Source organism: Erysipelothrix sp. P66, assembly GCF_038682365.1.
Lineage (GTDB): Bacteria > Bacillota_I > Bacilli_A > Erysipelotrichales > Erysipelotrichaceae > Erysipelothrix > Erysipelothrix piscisicarius.
The window spans coordinates 1,012,679-1,036,294 of the sequence record NZ_CP152290.1; the positions used below are offsets into that span (position 1 = coordinate 1,012,679).

General features: G+C 36.0%; 26 protein-coding genes, 1 riboswitch and 1 other annotated feature (1 of these 28 running past the window's edge). Of the genes, 1 reads left to right on the top strand and 25 read right to left on the bottom strand.

Annotation, left to right across the window (positions count from 1 at the left end; genetic code table 11):
* Positions 1-185, bottom strand: a binding site (T-box leader) (it extends 11 nt beyond the left edge of the window).
* Positions 186-224: 39 nt separating this feature from the next.
* Complete coding sequence (locus tag AAG186_RS04890; protein WP_342621321.1) at positions 225-1,022, bottom strand: metal ABC transporter permease; 798 nt, start codon at positions 1,020-1,022, stop codon at positions 225-227.
* Positions 1,015-1,692, bottom strand: coding sequence for a metal ABC transporter ATP-binding protein (locus AAG186_RS04895; protein WP_161636394.1), 678 nt, complete (start codon positions 1,690-1,692; stop codon positions 1,015-1,017). The genes AAG186_RS04890 and AAG186_RS04895 overlap by 8 nt, the downstream gene beginning before the upstream one ends.
* 198 nt (positions 1,693-1,890) lie before the next feature.
* On the opposite strand from AAG186_RS04895, the gene AAG186_RS04900 reads away from it, so the two are divergent.
* Complete coding sequence (locus AAG186_RS04900; RefSeq protein WP_161636393.1) at positions 1,891-3,240, top strand: FAD-dependent oxidoreductase; 1,350 nt, start codon at positions 1,891-1,893, stop codon at positions 3,238-3,240.
* Positions 3,241-3,276: 36 nt separating this feature from the next.
* On the opposite strand, the gene AAG186_RS04905 is transcribed toward AAG186_RS04900, so the two are convergent.
* The 23 genes from AAG186_RS04905 to AAG186_RS05015 form a co-directional block, all read right to left on the bottom strand.
* A complete protein-coding gene (locus tag AAG186_RS04905) occupies positions 3,277-4,494 on the bottom strand; it encodes a DUF5011 domain-containing protein (protein WP_244660803.1) in 1,218 nt (405 codons plus the stop codon).
* A gap of 67 nt (positions 4,495-4,561) precedes the next feature.
* A complete protein-coding gene (locus AAG186_RS04910) occupies positions 4,562-5,245 on the bottom strand; it encodes a zinc metallopeptidase (RefSeq protein ID WP_200549057.1) in 684 nt (227 codons plus the stop codon).
* Between the two features lie 52 nt (positions 5,246-5,297).
* Entirely contained in the window at positions 5,298-5,582 is a 285-nt protein-coding gene (locus AAG186_RS04915; RefSeq protein ID WP_003773810.1) for an HU family DNA-binding protein, read from the bottom strand.
* 55 nt (positions 5,583-5,637) lie between these two features.
* Positions 5,638-6,636: an NAD(P)H-dependent glycerol-3-phosphate dehydrogenase gene (locus AAG186_RS04920; protein ID WP_161636391.1), complete on the bottom strand. Its 999-nt coding sequence runs from the start codon at positions 6,634-6,636 to the stop codon at positions 5,638-5,640.
* The gene (gene der / locus AAG186_RS04925) at positions 6,636-7,946 is read right to left on the bottom strand and encodes a ribosome biogenesis GTPase Der (RefSeq protein WP_200542814.1); all 1,311 of its coding nucleotides are present in this window, start codon (positions 7,944-7,946) and stop codon (positions 6,636-6,638) included. Before der ends, AAG186_RS04920 begins: the two co-directional genes overlap by 1 nt.
* Complete coding sequence (gene cmk / locus AAG186_RS04930) at positions 7,939-8,601, bottom strand: (d)CMP kinase (protein ID WP_342621322.1); 663 nt, start codon at positions 8,599-8,601, stop codon at positions 7,939-7,941. The genes der and cmk overlap by 8 nt, the downstream gene beginning before the upstream one ends.
* Positions 8,602-8,611: 10 nt before the next feature.
* Positions 8,612-9,589 (bottom strand): hypothetical protein, encoded by a 978-nt coding sequence (locus AAG186_RS04935; RefSeq protein WP_125164434.1) that lies wholly within the window; start codon positions 9,587-9,589, stop codon positions 8,612-8,614.
* A gap of 35 nt (positions 9,590-9,624) precedes the next feature.
* Positions 9,625-10,152 (bottom strand): ECF transporter S component, encoded by a 528-nt coding sequence (locus AAG186_RS04940; RefSeq protein WP_161636387.1) that lies wholly within the window; start codon positions 10,150-10,152, stop codon positions 9,625-9,627.
* A gap of 44 nt (positions 10,153-10,196) precedes the next feature.
* Positions 10,197-10,311: riboswitch (FMN riboswitch) on the bottom strand.
* A 108-nt stretch (positions 10,312-10,419) separates the two neighbouring features.
* Positions 10,420-10,977 carry an elongation factor P gene (gene efp / locus AAG186_RS04945; RefSeq protein ID WP_161636386.1) on the bottom strand — a complete coding sequence of 186 codons (558 nt, stop codon included), beginning with the start codon at positions 10,975-10,977 and terminating at the stop codon, positions 10,420-10,422.
* 2 nt (positions 10,978-10,979) lie between these two features.
* A complete protein-coding gene (locus tag AAG186_RS04950; RefSeq protein ID WP_342621323.1) occupies positions 10,980-11,330 on the bottom strand; it encodes a hypothetical protein in 351 nt (116 codons plus the stop codon).
* Entirely contained in the window at positions 11,296-11,667 is a 372-nt protein-coding gene (locus tag AAG186_RS04955; protein ID WP_342621324.1) for a hypothetical protein, read from the bottom strand. The genes AAG186_RS04950 and AAG186_RS04955 overlap by 35 nt, the downstream gene beginning before the upstream one ends.
* 74 nt (positions 11,668-11,741) lie before the next feature.
* Positions 11,742-11,978: a competence protein ComGD gene (locus tag AAG186_RS04960; protein ID WP_342621325.1), complete on the bottom strand. Its 237-nt coding sequence runs from the start codon at positions 11,976-11,978 to the stop codon at positions 11,742-11,744.
* Positions 11,979-12,009: 31 nt separating this feature from the next.
* Positions 12,010-12,297, bottom strand: coding sequence for a competence type IV pilus major pilin ComGC (gene comGC, locus AAG186_RS04965; RefSeq protein ID WP_125164428.1), 288 nt, complete (start codon positions 12,295-12,297; stop codon positions 12,010-12,012).
* A complete protein-coding gene (locus AAG186_RS04970) occupies positions 12,294-13,274 on the bottom strand; it encodes a hypothetical protein (RefSeq protein ID WP_342621326.1) in 981 nt (326 codons plus the stop codon). Before AAG186_RS04970 ends, comGC begins: the two co-directional genes overlap by 4 nt.
* Positions 13,198-14,103: an ATPase, T2SS/T4P/T4SS family gene (locus tag AAG186_RS04975; RefSeq protein ID WP_342621327.1), complete on the bottom strand. Its 906-nt coding sequence runs from the start codon at positions 14,101-14,103 to the stop codon at positions 13,198-13,200. The genes AAG186_RS04970 and AAG186_RS04975 overlap by 77 nt, the downstream gene beginning before the upstream one ends.
* 36 nt (positions 14,104-14,139) lie before the next feature.
* The gene (locus tag AAG186_RS04980; protein WP_161636382.1) at positions 14,140-14,769 is read right to left on the bottom strand and encodes an MBL fold metallo-hydrolase; all 630 of its coding nucleotides are present in this window, start codon (positions 14,767-14,769) and stop codon (positions 14,140-14,142) included.
* 33 nt (positions 14,770-14,802) lie between these two features.
* Positions 14,803-14,952 (bottom strand): 50S ribosomal protein L33, encoded by a 150-nt coding sequence (rpmG, locus tag AAG186_RS04985; RefSeq protein WP_125164426.1) that lies wholly within the window; start codon positions 14,950-14,952, stop codon positions 14,803-14,805.
* Positions 14,953-15,012: 60 nt separating this feature from the next.
* Complete coding sequence (locus AAG186_RS04990) at positions 15,013-17,049, bottom strand: penicillin-binding protein 2 (protein ID WP_342621328.1); 2,037 nt, start codon at positions 17,047-17,049, stop codon at positions 15,013-15,015.
* A 20-nt stretch (positions 17,050-17,069) separates the two neighbouring features.
* On the bottom strand, positions 17,070-18,410 hold the full coding sequence (locus AAG186_RS04995; RefSeq protein ID WP_161636380.1) for a DEAD/DEAH box helicase: 1,341 nt from the start codon (positions 18,408-18,410) through the stop codon (positions 17,070-17,072).
* Position 18,411: 1 nt separating this feature from the next.
* Entirely contained in the window at positions 18,412-19,065 is a 654-nt protein-coding gene (locus tag AAG186_RS05000) for a class I SAM-dependent methyltransferase (protein WP_342621329.1), read from the bottom strand.
* Position 19,066: 1 nt separating this feature from the next.
* On the bottom strand, positions 19,067-20,449 hold the full coding sequence (gene rpoD / locus AAG186_RS05005) for an RNA polymerase sigma factor RpoD (RefSeq protein WP_125164423.1): 1,383 nt from the start codon (positions 20,447-20,449) through the stop codon (positions 19,067-19,069).
* Positions 20,449-22,212 carry a DNA primase gene (dnaG, locus tag AAG186_RS05010; protein ID WP_342621330.1) on the bottom strand — a complete coding sequence of 588 codons (1,764 nt, stop codon included), beginning with the start codon at positions 22,210-22,212 and terminating at the stop codon, positions 20,449-20,451. The genes rpoD and dnaG overlap by 1 nt, the downstream gene beginning before the upstream one ends.
* 18 nt (positions 22,213-22,230) lie before the next feature.
* Positions 22,231-23,604 (bottom strand): glycine--tRNA ligase, encoded by a 1,374-nt coding sequence (locus tag AAG186_RS05015; RefSeq protein ID WP_161636376.1) that lies wholly within the window; start codon positions 23,602-23,604, stop codon positions 22,231-22,233.
* Positions 23,605-23,616: the final 12 nt, after the last annotated feature.

The window sequence follows — 23,616 nt, forward strand, 5'->3', positions numbered from 1 at the left end:
CAAGCGCGGTACCATCCTGATTTATACAAAATAATGTATACATCTCTTCGTTTTTAACGCAAACGACACGTAAGTGATTAGCTTCTCTCCAAGATGAATTCGCAGGATATCAATCAATAGTTCCATCAACCCTATTGTTTCTATAAAAGATATGTCCTGTTACTTATTCTCTTCAATGATTTTTATCTTCTATATTATAACTAAAAGCGAAGGTAAATTCAAGATTACCCTCGCTTTAATACAGTTTTTATTAGAATGAGTAAAACTAATATTGCGACACCCAAAAGCACAATGGTGCCACCGGGTGCAAGATTAAGACTGTACGAGAGTGCTAATCCTGCCCAAACGAATGTTAATGAAAATCCAATTGCATAAAGCATTGTTGATCGATAACTTTTTGATACTTGCATTGCACATGCTGTGGGAATTACCATGAGCGATGAAACAATGAGTGCACCGACAATGCGTGATGCAACCGATACGGTGATTGCAGTCAAGATGGTAAAGATTAACGAGATGCGATTTGTATCAATACCCGATAACATCGCTGATTTCTCATCGAATGCAAGGTAGAAAAACTCTCGATAATATCGAATCGATACAATAATAACGATAAGACTCAATAAAATTGCCAACCAATTGTCGCTCCCACCAATCGCTACGATACTGCCAAATAGAAAACTGTTAAAATTCGCTGGGTTTTTAACAAACCCCAATAAAACGCCCGATAAACCGATTCCAAACGACATAATAATTGCGATGGCTAATTCTTGATATTTTCCAAATCGTTTTTGTATAAATTCAATGCTTAATGCAGCCACCAAACTTAGAGCAATGGCACCAACAATTGGATTAAATCCTAAAATCAGACCAATTGTAATGCCACTTAAAGAAACATGCGAAAGTGCGTCTCCAATCATTGACATGCGTTTAAAAACAACAACGACGCCAATCAAAGGAATAATAATGGCTAATAAACCACCGACAAGAAAAGCGGTTCGCATAAATTCATATTTAAACATGTGCAGTCACCTCTTGAACTGTACGATCTTTCACTTCAAAAATACGATTAATCTTCTGAACATCATGATCGAGGTTATGTGTTACCATAATTACTGTCATTTTATGTTCTTGGTTAAGAATTTCAAGTAACTGATAAAGATTTTGTATCGCATCTTGGTCTAAACCATTGGTCGGTTCATCTAAAAACAGTACTTTCGGTTCTACAATTAATTCACGTGCGATTAAAACGCGTTGCAATTGCCCACCCGAAAGATTATTTATCATTTCATCAGCATATGCTTCCATACCCACACGTTTTAAAGCTTCAAGTGCACGTTTTTTACGGGATTTGGAATAAAAATTAAAAAAACTACCCTTGGAAATTCTAAGCATTACAATTTCCAACGCGGTTGCCGGAAAATCCGCAACTCCCAATAACCCACCTTGTGGGACATATCCAATGGAATCAAATTGACTAAATCGATCAATTGGCTCTCCAAGAAGTGTTACCGCACCTTCTTTTGCCCGCTCAAATCCCAATACAACCTTTAGAAGTGTCGATTTTCCAGAACCATTAGCGCCAATGAGCGCTACGAAATCTCCTTCATGAATCGCAAAGGACACAGACTCTAAAATATTATTTTTGGAGTAAGAAAAACTCATATTCTCTACCGTAAGTATAGCTTGCATGTCCTCTCCTTTTATTTTATATTTTTATAATTATTCAATGTTAATGTGTACGTTTAAACCATTTGCAAATGGTTCGCAACAATTATTATATGTTTGATTCGATTCTGTGTCAACAACAGTTATTCGTTTACGGTCATATCACTCAAATTTCATTTTAAACATTGGTATAATAAGCGTATACATTAAGGAGGATTATGTATGAAAGTTGTAGTTATTGGTTGTACACATGCAGGTACATCCGCAGTTAAAGCAATAATTAATGAAGACCCAACTGCTGAGGTTAAGGTTTTCGAACGTAATGATAATGTTTCATTTTTGTCATGCGGTATTGCTTTATATATCGGTGGTGTTGTGAAAGACGCACAAAGCCTATTTTATTCAAGTCCTAAGGAACTCGCATCATTAGGTGCAGACGTTCATATGGAACATAATGTTACAGATATCGATGTTGATGCAAAACGCGTTTCTGTTACAAATTTACTTACAAATGAAACTTTTGAAGAAACCTATGATAAATTAGTCTTAACAACAGGTTCTTGGCCAATTGTTCCGCCAATTCCAGGTATTGAATCTGAAAATATTATGTTGTGTAAAAACTATAATCAAGCTCAAGAAATCATCGCACGTAAAGATAAAGCTGAAAAAGTTGTTATTGTTGGTGGTGGTTATATTGGAATCGAGCTCGTTGAAGCATTTGGTGAATCAGGCAAGGATGTAACATTAGTTGATGGCCTCGATCGAATCCTTAATAAGTATTTAGATCCTGAGTTTACGGATGTTCTAGAAGCTGACTTAACAAACCGTGGTATCAAGCTTGCATTGAACCAAACTGTTCAAGAATTTAAAGCCGATGATAATGGAAATGTAAGCCAAGTTGTCACATCCGCAGGTAGTTTCGATGCAGACCTTGTAATTATGTGTGTTGGATTTAGACCAAGTACAGAATTAATTAAAGATAAGGTTGAAACACTACCAAATGGCGCGATCAAAGTTAACGAGTATATGCAAACAAGCCGTCCAGAAATTTATGCTGCGGGTGATAATGTCGCAGTTCACTACAATCCAACGGGCGATCACGCTTATATTCCACTTGCAACCAACGCTGTAAGAATGGGAACTCTTGTAGGAAAAAATATTGTTGAAAACAAAGTTAAGTATCGTGGAACACAAGGTACATCAGGTCTTTATCTCTTTGGCTATAATATTGGATCCACCGGTGTTACGGTGAATTCAGCGCCATTCTTTGGGTTAGATGTAGACTCTGTACTTGTTAAAGATAACTACCGCCCTGAGTTTATGCCAACAACAGAAGAAGTAATGATGAAACTTGTCTATGAAAAAGACACACATCGCATTGTTGGTGGTCAAGTCATATCAAAATATGATATTACTCAATCCGCAAACACACTTTCACTTGCTGTTCAAAATAAAATGACGATTGAAGATTTAGCATATGTTGATTTCTTCTTCCAACCTCATTTTGACCGTCCTTGGAATTACTTAAATATCCTTGCACAAGCTGCTGTAGAAAAAGAAGCAAAAAAATAATTAAATATATCGTATTGATGAACTCCATATATTTCATCAATACGATTTTTTTATGTACCGCTTTCTACGCAAGAATGCATCTTGAATCACACGTTTCAGTTCAATTTGATTCCAAAGTTTTAATTGAGCTCTAGAAAAACTATTTTCACTCATATACCTAGAATAAGTCGGAATCTTCTCCACGATAACTTTACGGCATGAACGCGCACTCCGTTTCCACGAGTCTGTAATTACATAACATGTTTGATAAACTCCAGGAATCCTCTCATTAACATTATTAGATGAAATGTTAATACGATTGGAAATATTCATTTGTCTATGATCAAATGCAGTTACCTTTTCAAATGCATCATAAGTTTGATACTGTTTGATTTTTAATGGTTGTGCATCAAGTTTAGGCAGTTTTTGACGAATTTTCAGCTTCATCCTCCCTCCAGTATAATTTACATACGTACTTGGAATATGCACTGTGACTTCATTGCCCTCTACCAATCGTTGGCGTCCGTCAAAACACCCAGATTGTTTCGCACGAACCTTGAAATACGAAACGAGATCTTTGTATCGAGACACGTCCATTATGTTATGAAATGTTGCCCCTTTCCGGTAAAATGCAGTATTTCCATGTGCACTGGAACACGTTTGACCATACTCCACAACCCTTCCCTCATAAGATGGAGATGGTGTTGCGGTTGCTATAAGTGTGTGATAATACACCGTAAGGCCGCCTTGCTTGAAAACAGAATCCACGACATATTCTAGTCCTTCATGGTAATGCGACAATGAACGCATACTCGTCAAATATAAAGGCACTTCCACTCGATGTTCCGTATCTTTATGATGAATTACAAGTGTTAGATCGTAATCGCCTTCTTGGAGCTCTTGAAGCGGTATCGACCCCTTAAATCCAACATTTTGATAAATATGATTACACGATTGGGTTCGCTTTTGATTATCACGACATTGCTTATTGCCTCGATAAGACATGATCCTCGTTAAATCCACTGAATCCAACTCAAGAGGTAAAACCTTATGGGTACGACCTTTTATATTTAAACTGAACGAATGGGTCGTAGAACCGTAATAATTAATGTAGCTTCTCATGAAAGCCCATCCCCTTAAAGAGAGTTCGCCTTTATCAAAGCTAACTTCGAGAAGTTCACTTGGAACCCGTTGGCGATCATCGATGTATTCACATGATACCGCTGTCGTAAAGAACATCATGAATAAGCAAAAAAATATAAAATTGATATGCATCTAAATCCCCCCTCTTTAAATAAGCTATAGGGAATTAGGTGCATAAAAAAAAGACACACTTGGTGTCTTAATCGTTTCTTCGATTATAAATCGCAATATAACGTAGAATACTCAATAGTGTTCCAACCAATGCTGCAACATAAGTCAACGCTGCAGCCGTTAACATCTTCTTAGAACCTTGAAGTTCCCCTGAGTCAAGTAAAGACTCTTGTTCTAATATTTTGACGGCTCGTAAGGACGCATCAAACTCAACAGGAAGTGTTACGAGTTGGAAAACTGCAATAACACATAATAAGATAATTCCAATTTTTAAAAATTGTGGACTTCCAAATAAACCAATCATAATTGGAATCATACTAAATTTACTTGCAACGATTGCAAACGGTAAAACTTTATTACGTAAAGCAATAAAACCATAATTTTCAGCGTGTTGAATTGCATGACCACATTCATGAGCAGCAACTGAAACCGAAGCAATGCTTGTCTCGTGATAAACTTTAGGTGAAAGTGCAACAACTTTGTTGGTTGGATCGTAATGATCACTCAATTCACCACCATTTGATTCAACTACTTGAACATCATCAATATTTTTTAACTCCAAAATACGACGTGCAACTTGTGCACCCGTCAGATGCTCAAATGTATCAACTTGGCTGTATTTGCTGTAGGCAGACTGGACATAAATCTGTGCAGCAAAAGATATTATAGCGGCAAGGATTACAAATCCATAGCCGACACCCATTAAACCCATACTAACCTCCACTATAGAAAAAGGAGACGAGCTCCTTTTTTAAAATCATTAATTATTTAACTGCGTCTTTAAGAGCTTTCGCAGGTTTGAATCCAACACTGTGTGATGCGGCAATGCGGATTTTTTCTTTTGTTTGAGGATTAAAACCATCACGCTCTGCACGATGACGAACCTCAAATTTTCCAAAACCAGCTAAATCGACTGTTCCCTTGTTTTCGAGAATTTCTTTTACCTCGTCTAGGAATGTTTCGATAAATTCATTTGCTTGTTTTTTACTAATGTCTAATTTGCCAGCGATTGACTCGCTTAATAATTTCTTGTTGTATGTTTCACTCATATTGAAACCTCCATTTCATAATCAAATAATAGCATTATAACTGCTGTCTGACAAGTTAAATACGCTCAGGTTTCAAATCTCTCACCATTAATTCACTTATGGCTTCAGAAGGGCGTTTTTCTTCGTAAATAATTTTATAAATTTGTTCAGTTATTGGCATCTCAATGCCTTCTTCCACTGCAATTTCATAAACTACCTTTGCAGCAAAAACGCCTTCAACAGTTTTTGTGTTATGATCTAAAAATCCATCAGCTGAATTCTTTTGACCAATTTCCATACCCGCTTGGTAATTGCGCGAATGTACCGATGTCGCAGTTACGACGAGATCACCGACACCACAAAGTCCAAGATAGGTTTCCGGCTGTCCACCCATGTGTACACCAAATCGTTGCATTTCTGTCAAACCACGTGTAATTAATGCTGCACGTGCATTATCACCTGCGTCTAACCCCGCAGCAATTCCACTTGCAAGTGCAATTACATTTTTGATAGCAACTCCATATTGAGATCCAATCACATCATCATTGGTGTAAACTCTAAAATATTCATTAGAGAAAAGTAATTGAATTTGTTCCGCGAGTTCCATATCATCCGACACGGCATTAATAGTTGTAATTTTACGTAAAACAACTTCTTCCGCATGAGAAGGACCAATGAGACTAACAACACCTGTGAGTTTATCGGAATCGATAACACGCTTAATAACGTGATCAAGCAACTCATGCGTTGTAGGATGGAGTCCTTTCGCGACATTAATAATGATGACAGGGTGATCTAAATGAGCATTAAGCTCGATGCATACTTCTTCGACGGCTCCAGTTGGCACCGCAAGCAGTATGATTTGAGAGTCTAAAATATCCTCGAAATTTTGTGTAGCATCTAATCGTTCGTTAAGCTTTACCCCTGGGAAGAATTCCTCATTTAAATGATATAAATGAACATCAACAACCTGGTCCAACTTACGTCCCCACATCATAACTTCATGGCCATTATCCGCTAAGACTTGCCCCAAAGCAGTTCCCCAACTACCAGAACCTACAATTCCGATTTTCATTAAGCTCCCCTCTTTCTAATAAGTATTCGAATCGGTGTCCCTGTGAAATCAAAAGCATTTCTCAGAGCATTTTCCAAGTATCGCTTATAAGAGAAGTGACACAACTCAGGATCATTCACAAAAATTACAAAAGTTGGTGGCACCGTACTTACTTGTGATGCATAAAATACTTTTAAACGCTTTCCATTGTGTGATGGCGGTGGCGTAAGCATTACAGCATCATGAATAACTTCATTAATAACACTGGTGCTAATACGTTTGATGCTATTTGCGTGAACATCTTCGATTAAGGGAATCAATGTATGAACACGTTTACGTGTTAATGCGGATACAAATACAATTGGAGCATAGGATAAGTACATAAACTCACTACGAATGATTTTTTTAACATCTTCCATTGCCGTTTCTTCTTTATCTACGACATCCCATTTATTGTAAACGATAATAATTGGTTTTCCTGCTTCATGCGCAAAACCAACTACGTGTTTATCTTGAGCACGAATACCGGCTTCACCGTCAATTAAAAATAGAACAACGTCGCTTCGATCAATCGCGCTCATTGCACGAAGAACGGAATATTTTTCAACGTCTTCATATATTTTTCCACGCTTTCGAATCCCAGCAGTATCAATGATTACGTAATCACGGTCATTCATTCTAAAAGGCGTATCGATTGCATCACGTGTGGTACCTTCAATATTGGAAACAATAACACGATCTTGGTTTAATATTGCATTGACCAATGAACTTTTCCCTACATTAGGACGACCAATTGCACAGAAACTAAGTTCATCTTCATACATTGTGATACCATCTTGTGGTAATTTTTTGATGACTTCATCAAGGAGATCCCCTAAACCAATACCATGTTCACAGGAAACCGCAAACGGTTCATCATAACCAAGTGCATAAAATTCATATATATCTGAAACAAATTGAACATCATCAACCTTATTTGCAGCAATAATAACTGGTTTATTGGTTTGTCTTAAAAGACGTGCAATAAACTCATCATCCGTAGTCAAACCATCTTTGGCACTCACTACAAAAATAATCATATCTGCTTCATCAATTGCAATATCAACTTGCATCTTTATTTCTTCTTGAAACGGTTGACCTTCCATCTGAATTCCACCCGTATCAATAAATCTTAAATCTTTTGTTAACCATGTGGTCTTTCCATAAAGACGATCACGCGTAACCCCTGCTTCATCATGAACAATAGAAATTCTCTCGCCCATAATTCGATTAAACAGAGATGATTTCCCTACATTAGGACGGCCAACGATTGCTACTACTCCATCAATCATTCAAATTCCTACTCTCTATAATATTTATTATTTGTGATACAACATCTTCAATTGACATTGATGTTGTATTTATTTCAATGGCATCTTCAACCTTAATGAGTGGTGATTCTTGACGATTCATATCGCGCGCATCACGTTCAAGCAAATCTGCATGAACTGCTTCATAGGTCGTTTCAATTCCATTTTTAACCAACTCATTAAAACGTCTACGCGCACGAACCCCTGCATCCGCTGTTTGAAAAATCTTCACTTCTGCATCTGGAAGAACAACCGATGTAATATCACGTCCATCCAATACAAATCCTTTTTTCGAAGCTATGTCGCGTTGAATGGATACCAATACATCTCGAACCGATTTATGCTTAGAAACCTGTGAAGCTGCTTTGGATACACGGTCATTTCGAATAAGAAGTGACACATCTTCTCCATTAACCAAAATCATATTTTCTTCTGGTAATTCAATAACTAAATCTTTAACGATATTAAAGCAAGATTCTTCATCATTCAAATCAATATCTTGATTTAAACAAATTAGTGCTACTGCACGATACATTGCTCCCGTATCAATATGGACAAATCCTAATTTTTTTGCTAATTGCTTAGCGATGGTACTTTTACCCGATGCACTCGGTCCATCAATTGCTATATTAAACACAAAAACATTCCTACTTCCTAAATTGCGCTACAATCAATAACAATACAACAATAATCGCAAGAATGAGTAATGATAACACAACGTTTAACATTCTATTCGTTCGTACCATCGTTTCATTCATTTGATCAATATTTTGTTCTTGATCAATAATCTTATGTTGTAATGTTTGTGTTTGAGCGAGTAATTCACTGCGGAATTTATCCGAGTCAAAATCACTGTCTGAATAATCTTCCATCGCCTCTAATTGCGCTTGCATTTCAAATATTGAATCGTCTTCCTCAGACAAAATATTGTCAAATTCATCAGAATCTAATTCAAACTCGACATCAGATAATGCTTCTTGGTTGTTAATATCTACTACAGTTTCTTCATCATCAACCATTTCTTGAACTGCCATCGCAATTGTCTTTTCAAGCTCATCCTCTGCTTCATACGCATCAACTGAATTATGTTCTACAGATTTGAATACTATTGTCTCATCAAGATTGGGTAATTCATCAAGATTCACATCTTCTTCCGTTTCATCCTCAATAAAATCATCTGCATCCATCGTTGACAGTTCAGGATCAATCGCATGTAAGACCGTTGTCATTTCATCGTCATTAAATGGCTTCGCAATTTCTGACGATTTATTTAACTCGCTTAAAATATTTGCATCGGTATTCTCAAGATCACGATAACCTTTGCGAACATTATACTCTTTTACTTCATCCAAAAAATCTTTGAGATATGCACTCTCAAACGTATCAAATTGAGGTTCTACTTTCGGTTCTTCATCAATCGAATGTTCTTCTTGAACCTCTTCAATTTGGCGTGCATGTGTTGGCTCACGATCTTCCCTTGCAACGACATCCATTTTATCAAATTGATTATCAATTTGATTCAATCGATTCGCAAAATGTGAGAGATCTGAATTTTCAATATTACTTTCAGAGTCCAATGCAATTTGCTCATGTAAGTCTTGATATTTATTCACTCGAGATTTCATAATATCCAATCACTCCTTGAGGTAATTATATCACATTAATGTCCTGTGATTCTATGTAAATGGGGACGTAAAACGCTAAAGAAAACGATTAAGAGCGTCCCTTTTGCTAAATTAAATGGTAAAAACACCGCAAAGAGCAAGTTCCACGCGCCTTCTTGGCTCATTCCATATAATGGGAATGTTATAAAATAATTAATAAGATTCATTAAAAGTGCACTCGCACATACTGTAAAAACATATAATCCACTACGTTTGGTTTTTGTAGTAGGTTTATAGCATGCAATGGGTAGCATGATTAAGACTGCATAACTAAAATTCGCAATCTCTCCAACCGGTCCTGCATTTTTTGATAAAAAGAACATATGCAATATATTCTTTAAAAAAGCAATCATAAGTCCTGGACCTGTGCCGAGAAGGTAACCACCGATAATAACCGGTAAATCACTTAAATCTGCTTGTAACGGTGATCCCGGAAGTACATAAAATTCAAACATGTAGAGAATCACGGATACTGTAGTCAGCATTGCTATATTAACCATTGTGCGAGTATTATATTTTTTCATATTAGCCTCCTTGTAAAAAATATTAATACTCAAGGCGAACATGAAAAAAACTTCTTCCATCCAGACTTTAACTGTCGCCACTTGAATTTCACAAGTTCAACCAATTGGTTCGCGGGGTTTACCGCCGATCGGGAATTTCACCCTGCCCTGAAGTATACACGTTTATTATAAGTAAAGTTGTACCTAATGTCCAATAATTGTACTGATAAATAAAAAGCAAATTCACGATTTAACAATGAATTTGCTTGTGGTTATTTGATAATAGATTTATGCACGACCTGAATATTTACCATCTGTAGTATTTACAAGTACAATCTCACCTTCGCTGATAAATAACGGAACGCGGATTTCTAAACCTGTTTCAACAACAGCGTTTTTTTGAGCATTCGTTGCTGTATCACCTTTAACAGCTGGCTCAGCTTGAGTAACTTTTAAAGCGATTTTTTCTGGTAAATTAACACCAAGTACTTCAGACTCATAGAAAACAACAGTAATATCTTGATTTTCTTTCATAAAGTTCATTTCCCATTCAAGACGGGATTTTGAAATTTCGAGTTGCTCGTATGTTTCACCATCCATGAAAACAAGTTCTTCGCCAGCATCATATAGATATTGCATTACACGTTTATCAATATGTGCTTGCTCAACTTTATCGCCACCGATCATTGTTAGTTCCGTAACAGAACCTGAACGCATGTTACGAACTTTAGCTTTGATAATCATTTGTCGTTGCGCTGTTTTATTATGCGATGTATCCAACACTTGGTATAAGTTGTCTTCATAGATAATTGACATCCCAGCTCTTAAATCATTTGATTGAATCATAATTAATCCTCCATTTTAGTTAAGTTAAAACTTCCATCATCAATTATATCATAAGAAAACCGATATGACCTAATACCATTTATAGAAACATAAACTTTTTGATCTTTTTTTTGTGCAAAAACTTCAAAGTTAGCATCTTCGTACATGAAATCCTCATCCTCAAAACAAAAATGGTCAATCACCAGTCGTTCCAATTCGATCCGTTGTTGTATATTATTAATGGTCTGCTTCATTCGATAATACTTTACATAGAGTGTTGATGCTTTAATAATTGAAAAACATAAAATAACAAAAACGACATTGGCGCAACCGACAAGGTTACCATCCATAAAACTCGTATTCTTTCGCTTCAAACGTATAAGTCACCCTACTTCCTTCACATGAAAAGTCTGTAACATTATGCAAGAGAATCTCATAACCTGGTTTTTTAATAATATATTTCCCATTAAAACTGATTTCATTAACTAAATTGTTTCTTTCAAAGTATATCCGATTGGCTTCACATTTTACGCGTCGACTCCGAATTAAAAGCTGTTGCACCTGAAGTTCAAAAACAGCATTCTGTTTAATTCTCGGTGCCTCAGCCAAAAGCATGTAACTCCGTTCAAGAGCCTGATTTAAAACAAGCATTAACAAAGGTGTAATTGCTAAACACAAGAGATACTCAATTAACGAATAAGCTCTATGCATAAAACAGACACAATAAATAAGTCATCAAACTTAAAATAAATAAACAATACATCACCTCTATATAAGTAAAGCAGTTAATCACAGCGATACCGTCCAAAACCAAGTTGAATGACACAACGGTACTCGTCAATTTGAATTGTCCCTCCTTTATTGATGTTTCCATTCGCATTAAACCAATGATTATCATGAATTGGAACCACTTCGAGATCTTCCATTGCACTTAATTGATACTCAAGCAAATTGGGTTCGTGCTTCATCTCAATTTGAAACGAAAGAAATATTGGAATCGATGCACTCACAACAAATACCATAAGAAGAAATTCACACAGGCTAAAACGTATATTATACAGCTTGACCATTTTCAATGTGGATGCCCTCACCGTTGAAACATTTAGATTGATTTGCTCTTAAATAACCTGCATTAATCAGTTGATCTATTGTTGTTGGTAATTCATCATAATTTATTTTATATTGCATAATTGCTGCATCTACGATTTTCTTCTGAGCATCACACCCTTTCCGATTTACCATCGTGATCGTCTTTTGAATGTTTGGTAGTGTCAACATAAAGATAATTGCAACAATCGTCATCACAAGTACCATTTCAATTAGCGTAAACCCTTGCTTCATAATCCCTCCATAAGTTTAAGTGGAATCATAACTAGTTCATAGTAGATAACCACAATCATAATTATGTTTATCGAGACGAACATCCTATATGTTCGAATGACTTTTGTAAGATTGTGCAATATAAGAATATCTGTAAGATTTAAACATGTGCCGAAAACCGATTCTAAATTATTAAATAGAAATCCCTCACGCATATTGCTTTTAATTAAACTATGGAGCGAAGCCTGTGATAACGCATCTGAAATGTCTTGACCCTGTTCCAAAAGACGTTCAATTTCAAATGCAATTGAACCAGATAGTGTTTTAGAAAGTGAAGTTCGAAGACACTTAAGCGTTAAACGTGTTGTTTTAGTTTCAGGATAAATCATCGAGAAGAATAAACAAAATTGTTCCGATAGATACAAAACAAGCAAATTATCTTTCCAAATTCCATTGATCACCGCACCAATCATCATTCGTATTTTTTTATGACTACAAACACTTAGTGCTAAAATAAAAAGTATTAGAAACAACATTTGTAAATACAAAAGAATTCGACTCAATATTTGAGAAACATTTGAATAAATCTGATTATTTGAAAATACTTCAAGTTCTTTGGCGACAGCGGGATACAATAGATTCCGGTAAAATACAAACATAAATAAAACGACTGCGTGAAGAAAAATCCAATATCCGAGCGATTGACATAATAATTTGAAACGATAAGCTTTTCGTGTTTTAAGTTCATCGTATAACTTTAGAAGTGTAATTCCAGATACTTGAGGATAAAGTGCATAGAGATTGATTGGAAGGATTCGATGAAGGTATGCATCGAAAGATTGATCTTTTATGTTTAGGTAAAATTTAATTTCTTGAAAAGAAAGACCAACGACAAGAAGCCTTAAAACTGATTTATCCGTTTCAGAGATCGACAACAGGTTCGTTTTTACATGTTTGATTAAGGTAGTCATAAATTTGAAGTTTATCTGAAAATTCATGTTTAAAAATAGCCCCTCCTTTTGTATTTTTCAGATAATGGTATAAAATACCGTTTAATCCTGTTTCAATTTCATAGCGCGTTGCGCCAAGATCAAAGAGACGATCGATTGTATGAAAAGAACTTCTCGCATGAATCGTAGCACATACACGATGCCCCATATTCACAGCTCGAATACATAGACTTAAATCCTGTCGTGTACGTATTTCACCAAACACAATGATGTCAGCATCCATCCTTAAAAGTTGGTTCAAAATATCTTCTTGAGTAAGTCGTGATTTAATGGGCTCGAGTTGGATAATATGGCTATAGAAATGCTCAATTGGACTCTCAACACTGTAAATGGATGCTGTCGTAATTTCCTTAAGAACATTGAACATGGTTGTAGACTTACCTGACCCGGTTACACCCGAAAATAGAATTAAACCGGAGTTTACTTCAAAAGATTTTAAAAGTGATTTTACAATTCGCTTATTCGATATACATTCGTAGGCAGAATGAATCAATACAATATTCAAAATCCGAACAACACCATTTTTTCTTTCAAACGTTTCAATTGCAGCAAATCTAAAATAATACTTTCGATCAAAAATCATACTAAACGTCCCCGTTTGTGGAATGTCTGTTAAACTTAAATCAAAACGTGATATATATTTTAAGTGTTCATAGAGTTTGCTCAATCCTGGATCATGGATTACTCTAATCGTTTTTTTATGGCGTCTCATGCGAATCACTTGAAAGATTTCCGTAATGTCGAAATGGATATCTGTAATTGATTGTGAAAGTGCCATCTTTAATAAATCATGTAATTTCTTATCAATATATTCCATACCTTAAATTACGAGAATAGATAAAAAAAACCTAATCTATAGATTAGGTTTTAAATATGGATTGGTTTCAATTTCTTTATAAAGTGATGTTGGTGACCCATGCCCAGGATAAAGTATATAATCAATATCACCAAAATCCGCTATAAAACTTCTTAGTGATGCATTCATGACGTTCATATTGCCAGTAGGTAAATCTGTTCTTCCAATACTTTGTTCAAATATAAAATCACCATCGAATATAAAATCATCAAAAACAAAAGAAATAGAGCCACTGGTATGACCTGCTGTCTTAACAACATCACATTCAAAAGGACCGATTGTTAACGGTTCCAAATCAATTGCAATCGGATTCGCATTGATCGTAAAAGGCTCCGGTGTTTGATTTGATAAATTATACGACATATCTTTTAGATAGTGAATTTCTTCATGATACATGTATACCGGACACTTAAATGTATCCACGATAACGTCAACACCCGATATATGATCAAAATGGCCGTGTGTCAAGAGCACGCCAAGAACCTCAAAACCCTCTGTTGGTTTTAAAAGATTGGTAGTATTTTGATGTGGATCTAAACATGGATCAATGATAAGCATTTGGTTCCCATCACTTAAGTAATATGTATTTGTGGCTGCATAGCCTAATGTCTTGTATGTTACTTTCATCGTTTTCACCTAGAAAAAAAAGCCAAAAGAGGCTTATTTTTTTTCCTTATGTAATGTATGTTTGCGCTCACGTGGGCAGTATTTTGTAACTTCCATACGTTCTAATTGAACTTTTTTGTTTCTACTTGTGTGATAGTTTTCATCGCCACATTCTGTGCAAACTAAAATCGCTTGAGTTCTCATAGTTACCTCCAATATTTATTAGCCAACTCATTATATCATATATTATTTTAATTGCATATATTATTTTAAATTCATATAAGCATCAACAATTCGATCTCCTGTTGAAGTACAAATATTTGTAACAGGATTCGATAAATCTTCAGTATAAGCAAGCGGTGCAATACATGCTACAGCTATTTTGGGCTGCTCATATGGAGCAAATGCAACATATGTATTATTGATATAGGAACCAATCTCTGGATCATACGCTTGCGCTGTCCCAGTTTTTGCTGCAGCACTATATGGTACGGTTGCGATAAGATCCCCACACATATTTGAGGAAGCACACAAACGCATACCGGAACGAACTCGCTCTAACATTTCTTTATTTTCAATGGAATTAAGAATATTAACATTGTTTTGATAGACAGGACGGTGCGTATCATGATTTAACGCTTCTTTTACAAAATGAGGTTGTAATCGATATCCGCCATTAGCAACTGTCGTGATGTATTGACTGAGTTGCATTGCATTGTAGTTATCAAATTGACCGATCGCAAATTCTAGTAGTGAACCTGAATTGCTTGTTCCGCCTTTATAACCAATTTCTTCTCGCGGATAATCTACTTGAGTACGAACCCCTAAACCAAATTGACTGTAGTAATTTCGCATAAGTGCAAAGGTTTTTTCAGCATCCGAAAATACAAGTGGTCCATTGGGTACATATGAAGATCCACCAAGACGTATTGCAACATTAAACATGTAAATATTTGAAGAATGTTGTAATGCCGTCTGATCATCAACAATTCCAAGATTACGCCATGAATGTCTTGGTGGTGTCCCTTCAATATACATAGGCGTATCATTGACGGTCTCACCGGGTTTCATAACCCCTTGATCCAACCCCATGTATACTGTCGCCCCTTTAATCGTTGACCCAACAGGATACCCTTGAAGCATCGTTAACTGAGGATCATTATAGTATTTACCGTCTTTACCACGGACCATTGCTACAATACCTAAAATGTCGCCGGTCTGAGGATCGGTTGCTACAACATGAATTTGATTGTTAATCTTTGTACGCTCACCAATGCTTTTTTGATAATCAAGACGCTCTTTAACAATCTTTTCCATTTCTTTTTGTAAATCCATGTCGATAGTCAAACGTATATCATTACCTTTGCGTCCATCTTTTTGAAGTTTAAACTTACTTCCCGAGGTTCGTTCATATTCACTATTATAACCCGAAAGGAATTGTTCATATTGGTATTCTAATCCATAGGCTCCTACCTGCTCGCTGAGTTCATATCCCTCAGCAACATAATAATCCCGTTTTTCATATGGAACATCCCCTAAATCACCAATAAGTGACATTAAATCCACTTCTTTATTGGGTTCACGTTTCCAAGATGTCGTACGTGAGAAGCCGGGAAATTCAGCAGCATGTTCCGCTAAATACGAAATTTGTTCATTCGTGGCTTCCTCTAGAATAATTGAGGGTTGCCCCATTTGAATGTTTCCCATTTTAACTTGCACTTGAAAAGCAAGGCGATCATCTTTTGAAAGGGAATCAGTCATCTCTTTCGTAATTTTACTTTTCTTTAACGACTCGACGGCACTCTGATCCATGTCCGTTTCTTTAATTGTTTTGCGATCTTCTTCTGTTAAAAGACTTTCACCAAGATTGTTTTTTCTCAGCCATAATACTTTTAAATCATCTTCATTCAACTCATCTTTAACTTCAAACTGCTTTGCAAACTTAAGCGCTACTTCTTCCTCTTTCATGCCTTCAGGCATTTTTGACGGATAATAGGTTATTGAATTTACAGCTTTATTTGAAACGATAATACGTCCCTTCGAATCCAAAAACTCACCACGCATTGTTGGCATTCGAACTGGTGGCGATGAGTATTTAGCTAGTAAATCTTCATAATGATTCTGACCTACAATTTGAATCTTATACAATCTAAAAACAAGACCCCCAGCGATGGCGATTAAAATAACAACAAAGATTTTCAGACGATTATTAATCATCTTATCAAGATCTAATCCTTGTTTTAAATGTTCACTGCTTCCTGTATAATTGTCAGTTTTTTTACGTCGCTTAAAAATACCCATCAAAACCTCCCGTTAAGTCACTACTTCTCAGTGTCGAGTGCACGTTCGCGTTGTTTTGCTTTTGCACGTTCTTTTTTCTGTTCTCGAATTTCTTGTTGAATCATATTACGTTTTTTCTTATTTGTTAAACGTTCAATTTCTCGTTTACGCTTAACTTTATAACCAGGCTTAACCTTCACGTTTTTACGATGAAGCACCTGGACAATTTCTGGATCGAGTTGTTTGGTACGTTTTTCGAGGTTAAACCAAGGACGGACATCTTCAAGACCTCCATCTTTAACGCGTTTATACTCAAAACGTAAACCTTTTTTCATCAATCGCGTTACCGCACCCTGATCTTTTTGGGTAACAATACTAATACTGTATCCTTGTCGACCACTTCGACCAGTTCGGCCTGATCGGTGCGTATAGAAATCTAAATCATGGTTTGGTAACCCTGCATTAATGACATGACTGATTTCAGGTAAATCAATACCTCGAGCAGCCAAATCAGTCGCAACAATGTACTGAACACGTTTGCTGTTAATTTGATTCAATACCTGTTTACGGCCACGGTCACTAACGTCACCATGTAACTCTACACACTCAATTCCATAATCACGAAGATATCGAGCAATTTCCCCTGCTTGTACTTTAGTGTTGGCGAAAACAACAGCAAGTAATGGATTGATTGCTGATAAAACGTCAAGGACTGCTTCATTCATATCACGATGACGTTGATTAATGAGAATATGATCAATTCTTGGTTTCAATTTTTCTTCTGTTGAAACGATTTCAATAGGGTGTTTTAGATACTTTTTAATGAATGCACGAAGCCCACTTGGAATTGTCGCACTGTAAAGCATAAAAATTGTATCATTCGATAATCTTGATGCAATCGTATCAACTTCATTGATAAATCCATAGTCTAACATCATATCTGTTTCGTCTATAACAAAAGTCTTGATGAAATCGAGTCTTAGAACACTCCAACCTAAAATATCAATAAATTTCCCAGGTGTCGTGATTAAAATCATCGGTTGTTTTTCAATTTTCTTTTTAAGACGGCTATTGTCCATACCACCAATTGCAAGTTCGGTCGTAATGCGTTCATCTAAAGTAGTAATTTCACGTGCAAAGCTCTGGATTTGCATCGCTAATTCACGCGTTGGTGCAAGAATTAAAGCCTGTGTTTGTTCTACCGTTGGATCAATAAGTTCCAAAATAGCGAATAAGAACGCATGCGTTTTCCCTGTACCGGTATCCGATTTAACAATCAAATCACGCTTAGTCTTAATTTCTTTAAGAACTTTTTCTTGAACTGATGTAAGATCTTTAAATTTATTCAGTTCAAAAAATCTTTTATTAATATTATTCATCATATTAACACTCCTTTTCTAAAATATTCTTTATGGTGTTATATTCTTCTTCGAAAGCAACATTATGCTTCTTAATAGAATATAGATGATTTGCGCGATTGGTTAAATAGATTCGATAATCTTCATTAAGTTGTTTTTTTAACACAGGACCAATCAACACATCTTCCTGTGTTAATGCACTCTGGTTTGACGTCGAGACCTTGATTACCATAATAAATACTGGAATTTCTCGCTCTAAAATAAATCGTTCATCAATAAGTGCAAATCCATGCTCACTAACGGTTTGACGCAGCCAAGCATTTTTTGTATTTGATTGAATGATAATTGTATCATTCTCATTAAATTTATAATTAGAAATTATAGACCATATTGTTTCAGCGCCCATTCCCGCAATAACATAGCAATTAGCGTCACCCTGAAACCCTTCAAGACCATTACCTAACTGAAGTTCAATTTTATCTTTTAATCCAAAACGATCGACATTTTCACGTGCCTGTTGTAATGGCTTTTCTGCAATATCAAGACCATAACCAAAAGACGCTTTATGCTCTTGGATCGCTTTGATAAGAAGTAATCCGTGGTCTGTTCCCACATCAGCAACACGTGCTTGATCAGGAATTAAATTAAAAATCTCTGTAAGTCGATTCGAAAGCTTCATATTATCGTTTGTCTACAAAGTCTCTTAAGCGTTTTGATCGTGTAGGATGTTTCAACTTACGAAGTGCTTTGGCTTCAATCTGACGAATACGTTCACGTGTAACGTTAAACTCTTTCCCGACCTCTTCTAACGTACGAGTACGTCCATCTTCTAAACCGAATCTGAGTCGTAAGACTTTTTCTTCCCGTTCCGTTAACCCTTCAAGAACCATTTTAATCTCTTCTTTAAGAAGTTGATTGTTCGCATACTCATCTGGTGATAATGCATCTTTATCTTCAATAAAATCACCAAGATGCGAATCATCTTCTTCACCAATCGGTGTCTCTAATGAAACTGGATCTAAAGCAATTTTCTGAATTTCACGCACTTTTTCAGGGGTAATGTTTTCCATTTCAGCTGCAATTTCTTCAGCTGTTGGTTCACGACCAAGCGTTTGAACTAGTGATCTTTGAATTCGGGTTAATTTATTAATTGTTTCGACCATGTGTACTGGGATTCGAATCGTACGTGCTTGGTCTGCAATTGCTCGAGTAATGGCCTGGCGAATCCACCATGTTGCATATGTTGAAAATTTAAAGCCTTTTGTATAGTCAAACTTTTCAACTGCTTTAACAAGACCCATGTTTCCTTCTTGAATTAAGTCTAAGAATAACATTCCACGACCTACATATTTTTTAGCGATTGAAACAACCAAACGAAGGTTTGCAGAGATTAGGATGCGTCGCGCCTCCAACCCATCGTAATAAGTTGCAACCCAGTTAGTTAAAAAGGCAAGATTTTCCTCATCACCGTTATCCGTAAGGTACGCTTCGAAATCATCAAAAAAGTACCCAATTTGGTTTTCCGTTAGACGCTCCGCAAGTTCCTCATCCGTAATTGCTGGATCCACAATTTCTTTATACTTATTAATGATAAATTCTTTAGCTTGCTCCCCTTCTTGAAGTCGGCGTGCAATTTCAGGTTCATCTTTAGCATCTAAAAGATTAACTCGACCAATTTCCTTGAGATACATCTTAACAGGGTCATTAATGCGAACCATGTTGGCACTGGTTAATTCATTTTCGTATGAGCTAAGGTCAACTTTATTCAGTGAATCGTCAAAGATTTCATCTTCCTCTTCTGACTCATCGCTAATAAAATCATCATCGACATCCGGCTCACCAGCTTCAAGCATTACCTCCTCATCAATATCATCTTCATCATCACTGAGAATAATGCCTTTTTCTGTAAACCACTCAAAAAGCTCTTCAGAATCATCATCACTCAAATTAAGGTGATCAATCGCCTTTTCTACATCATCATTTAATAGAACACGCTTTTTCTCATATTGTTTTAGAAAACTCTCTTTAACTTCTTCTAATGTTTTTAATTTTTTAGCTGCCATCAATGTTCTCCTTCTCTCTTATTTTTATTTCTTAATTGTTTTATTGCTTCTTCGAGTAGTGCTGCTTGATCATCAATCTTATCTTGTTGAAGCACCCGACCCTTCATATCATGGACTCCCATGACGACAAGATGATCCCGAATCAAATTAATATTTTGTTCCATACTTGCTCGATTATAGCCATGCAATAAGTCGCTTGATTCGATATCGATAGCAAATTTTTTCATTTTTTCAGATATGTTTAAAGATAAAATATCTGCAATTTCAATAACTTCTTGATTACGATAACAATCGAGAATTATTAGTGCAAAATCAGTTGCCAAATCGGACACTAAGAATCCTAATTGATCTCGATATAGGTATGCTGCTTCTTTAGAAATCAGCATTTGTCTCAAAATTGCTCTTTCAGGAATTTTTACATTAAACTCCATCGCATGATCAACATTATTCGGAATTCGGTGGGTATCACGTTCAAGCGAAAGACTACGCGCATTGAGTTGTTGTGATAACACACTATATTCAAAATTTGTTTTGTCAGAAAGTTTCTTGAGGTAATAGCTCTGTTCCAACTCGTCTTCATCTTTTAAATGATCAATCATAAATTGAACAACTCGTTTACGATTATCAAATGAATCCAAACCATAGTTTCCAATTCCATAACTCATTAAAAAATCTAGCCAATTAATACGGTCAGCAACACCTTTTTGAACACGTTCAATTCCAAATTCACGAATACATTCATCTGGATCTAATCCCGTATCATTATACCATACTGTAACTGTACAATGTGCTTTACGTAACTTCAAACCAACTTGATATGTCGCTTCAAGTCCGGCACGATCACCATCGAAAGCCAAAACAATATTTGAACTGCACTGTTTCAACATTTGAATTTGTTCATTGGTACAAGCGACACCCAGTAAAGAAACGGTATTATCAAAGCCTGATTTGGTAAAAGCAATTGTGTCGGTAACACCTTCAGCTACCAGAATAAAATCTTGTTTACGTGCTGCATCTTTTGCATTGTGGATATTATAAACTGTCAATCCTTTGGTATATAAACGCGTTTCGGAAGTATTGATATATTTAACTTTATTATCATCATTTAGAGCCCGTGCACTAAAAGCAATTACGCGCCCATGTCGATCATAGATTGGAAACATGATACGCTGATAAAACACATCTTCAACCCCACGCTCGGAGACCCGAACTAAATCCGCATCCACAAGTTCTTTATCGTTAAAACCTTTTGCTAACAAATATTTTGATAATTGATTATCGCCAAATGCAACGCCAATACCAAATTTCTTTATCAACTCCATACTGTAACCACGTGCTTCAAGTTTACTTAATGCATCCTTACCAGCCTTTGTATAAAGTTGAAATTCAGTAAATTTTTGAGTCTCATCAAGTGCTTGAAATAACTTTAATTTTTCATTATCTATCGGTGCTATATTTTGCTGTTCGTACTCTGAAACATCAACATCAATGAATGATGCAGTTTTAACGACAGCATCAATGAAACCAATTTTCTCAAAATCTTTTACAAAAGAAAAAACATTTCCGCCTGCTCCACAAACAAAGCATTTATAAATTTGTCGATCTGGAGAGACTGACATAGATGGATTATTATCATCATGAAAAGGGCAAACCCCCCAGTAATTTTTGCCCTTTTTTGATAGTGTCATGTATCGAGAAATGGTATCAACGATATCCGTTTTAGCACGAATGTCATTGATCAATTCTTCTGGCATTCGCTTCATATCACTCACCCGTTATTCTTATTTGTTAATTTCTTCATGCATCAATGCAATCGCTTCGTCCACACTTACACGAACCTGTTCCATTGAATCACGATAGCGTAACGTTACCTTTTCATCTTCTAAAGAATCAAAATCAAATGTAATACAGAATGGTGTTCCGATTGCATCTTGTCGACGGTATCGTTTTCCAATACTTGCCGTCTCATCAAAATCACAAGCAAAAGATCCCATTAGCTTATGCATAACCTCACGAGCCGGTTCACTTAATTTTTTGGAAAGCGGCAACACACACACTTGTGTTGGCGCAAGTTTTGGTGAAAAATGCATTACAACACGTGTATCATTTTCAAGTTCTTCTTCATCATAGGCTTCACAAATTAACGCAAGCATTAATCGTTCAACCCCTAAAGATGGTTCCACACAGTAAGGGATAAATTTTTCATTTGTCTCAGGATCTAAATACTCCATACTTACTTTTGAGTGTTCTTGATGTTGTTTAAGGTCATAATCAGTACGGTCAGCAATGCCCCACAACTCATCAAACCCCCATGGGAAACGATATTCGATATCACTTGTTCCTTTAGAATAATGTGATAACTCATCTTCATCGTGCTCTCTTAAACGTAGATTTTCAGGTTTTATACCAAGCCCAATTAACCAATCCATTGCGAATTTCTTCCAATATTCATACCACTCAAGGTCTTCACCTGGTTTCACAAAGAATTCTAATTCCATTTGTTCAAACTCACGTGTTCTAAAAATAAATTGTCCTGGTGTAATTTCATTTCTAAATGACTTACCAATCTGCGCAATCCCAAATGGTAGTTTTTTACGCATTGAACGTTGGACATTACGGTAATTAACAAACATCCCCTGTGCCGTTTCAGGACGTAAATAGATTGCGTTTGAACTATCCTCCGTAACACCTTGGAATGTTTTAAACATTAAATTAAATTGACGAATGTTTGTAAAGTCATGACCACCACAATTAGGGCATGGAATTTGATGTTCTTGAATATACAATTCCATTTCGTCATTGCTCATAACACCCGCATTAATTTCAGTTTCCGAAAACGCTTCAATAAGTTTATCAGCGCGATGACGCGTATTACATTTTCGACAATCCATCAAAGGGTCATTAAAAGTGTCTAAGTGACCACTTGCTTGCCATACTGATGGATTCATTAAAATAGCAGATTGAATCCCAACGTTATAGGGATTTCGAGAAACAAAAGACTCCCACCATAATTTCTTAACATTTTGCTTTAATTCAATTCCTAAAGGACCAAAATCCCAAGTATTTGCTAAACCACCATAAATCTCACTACCTTGAAAAACGAAACCACTTGTTCTAACATGGTTTACTATCGTTTCAAATTCATATTTTTTCATTCTTTCACCTTC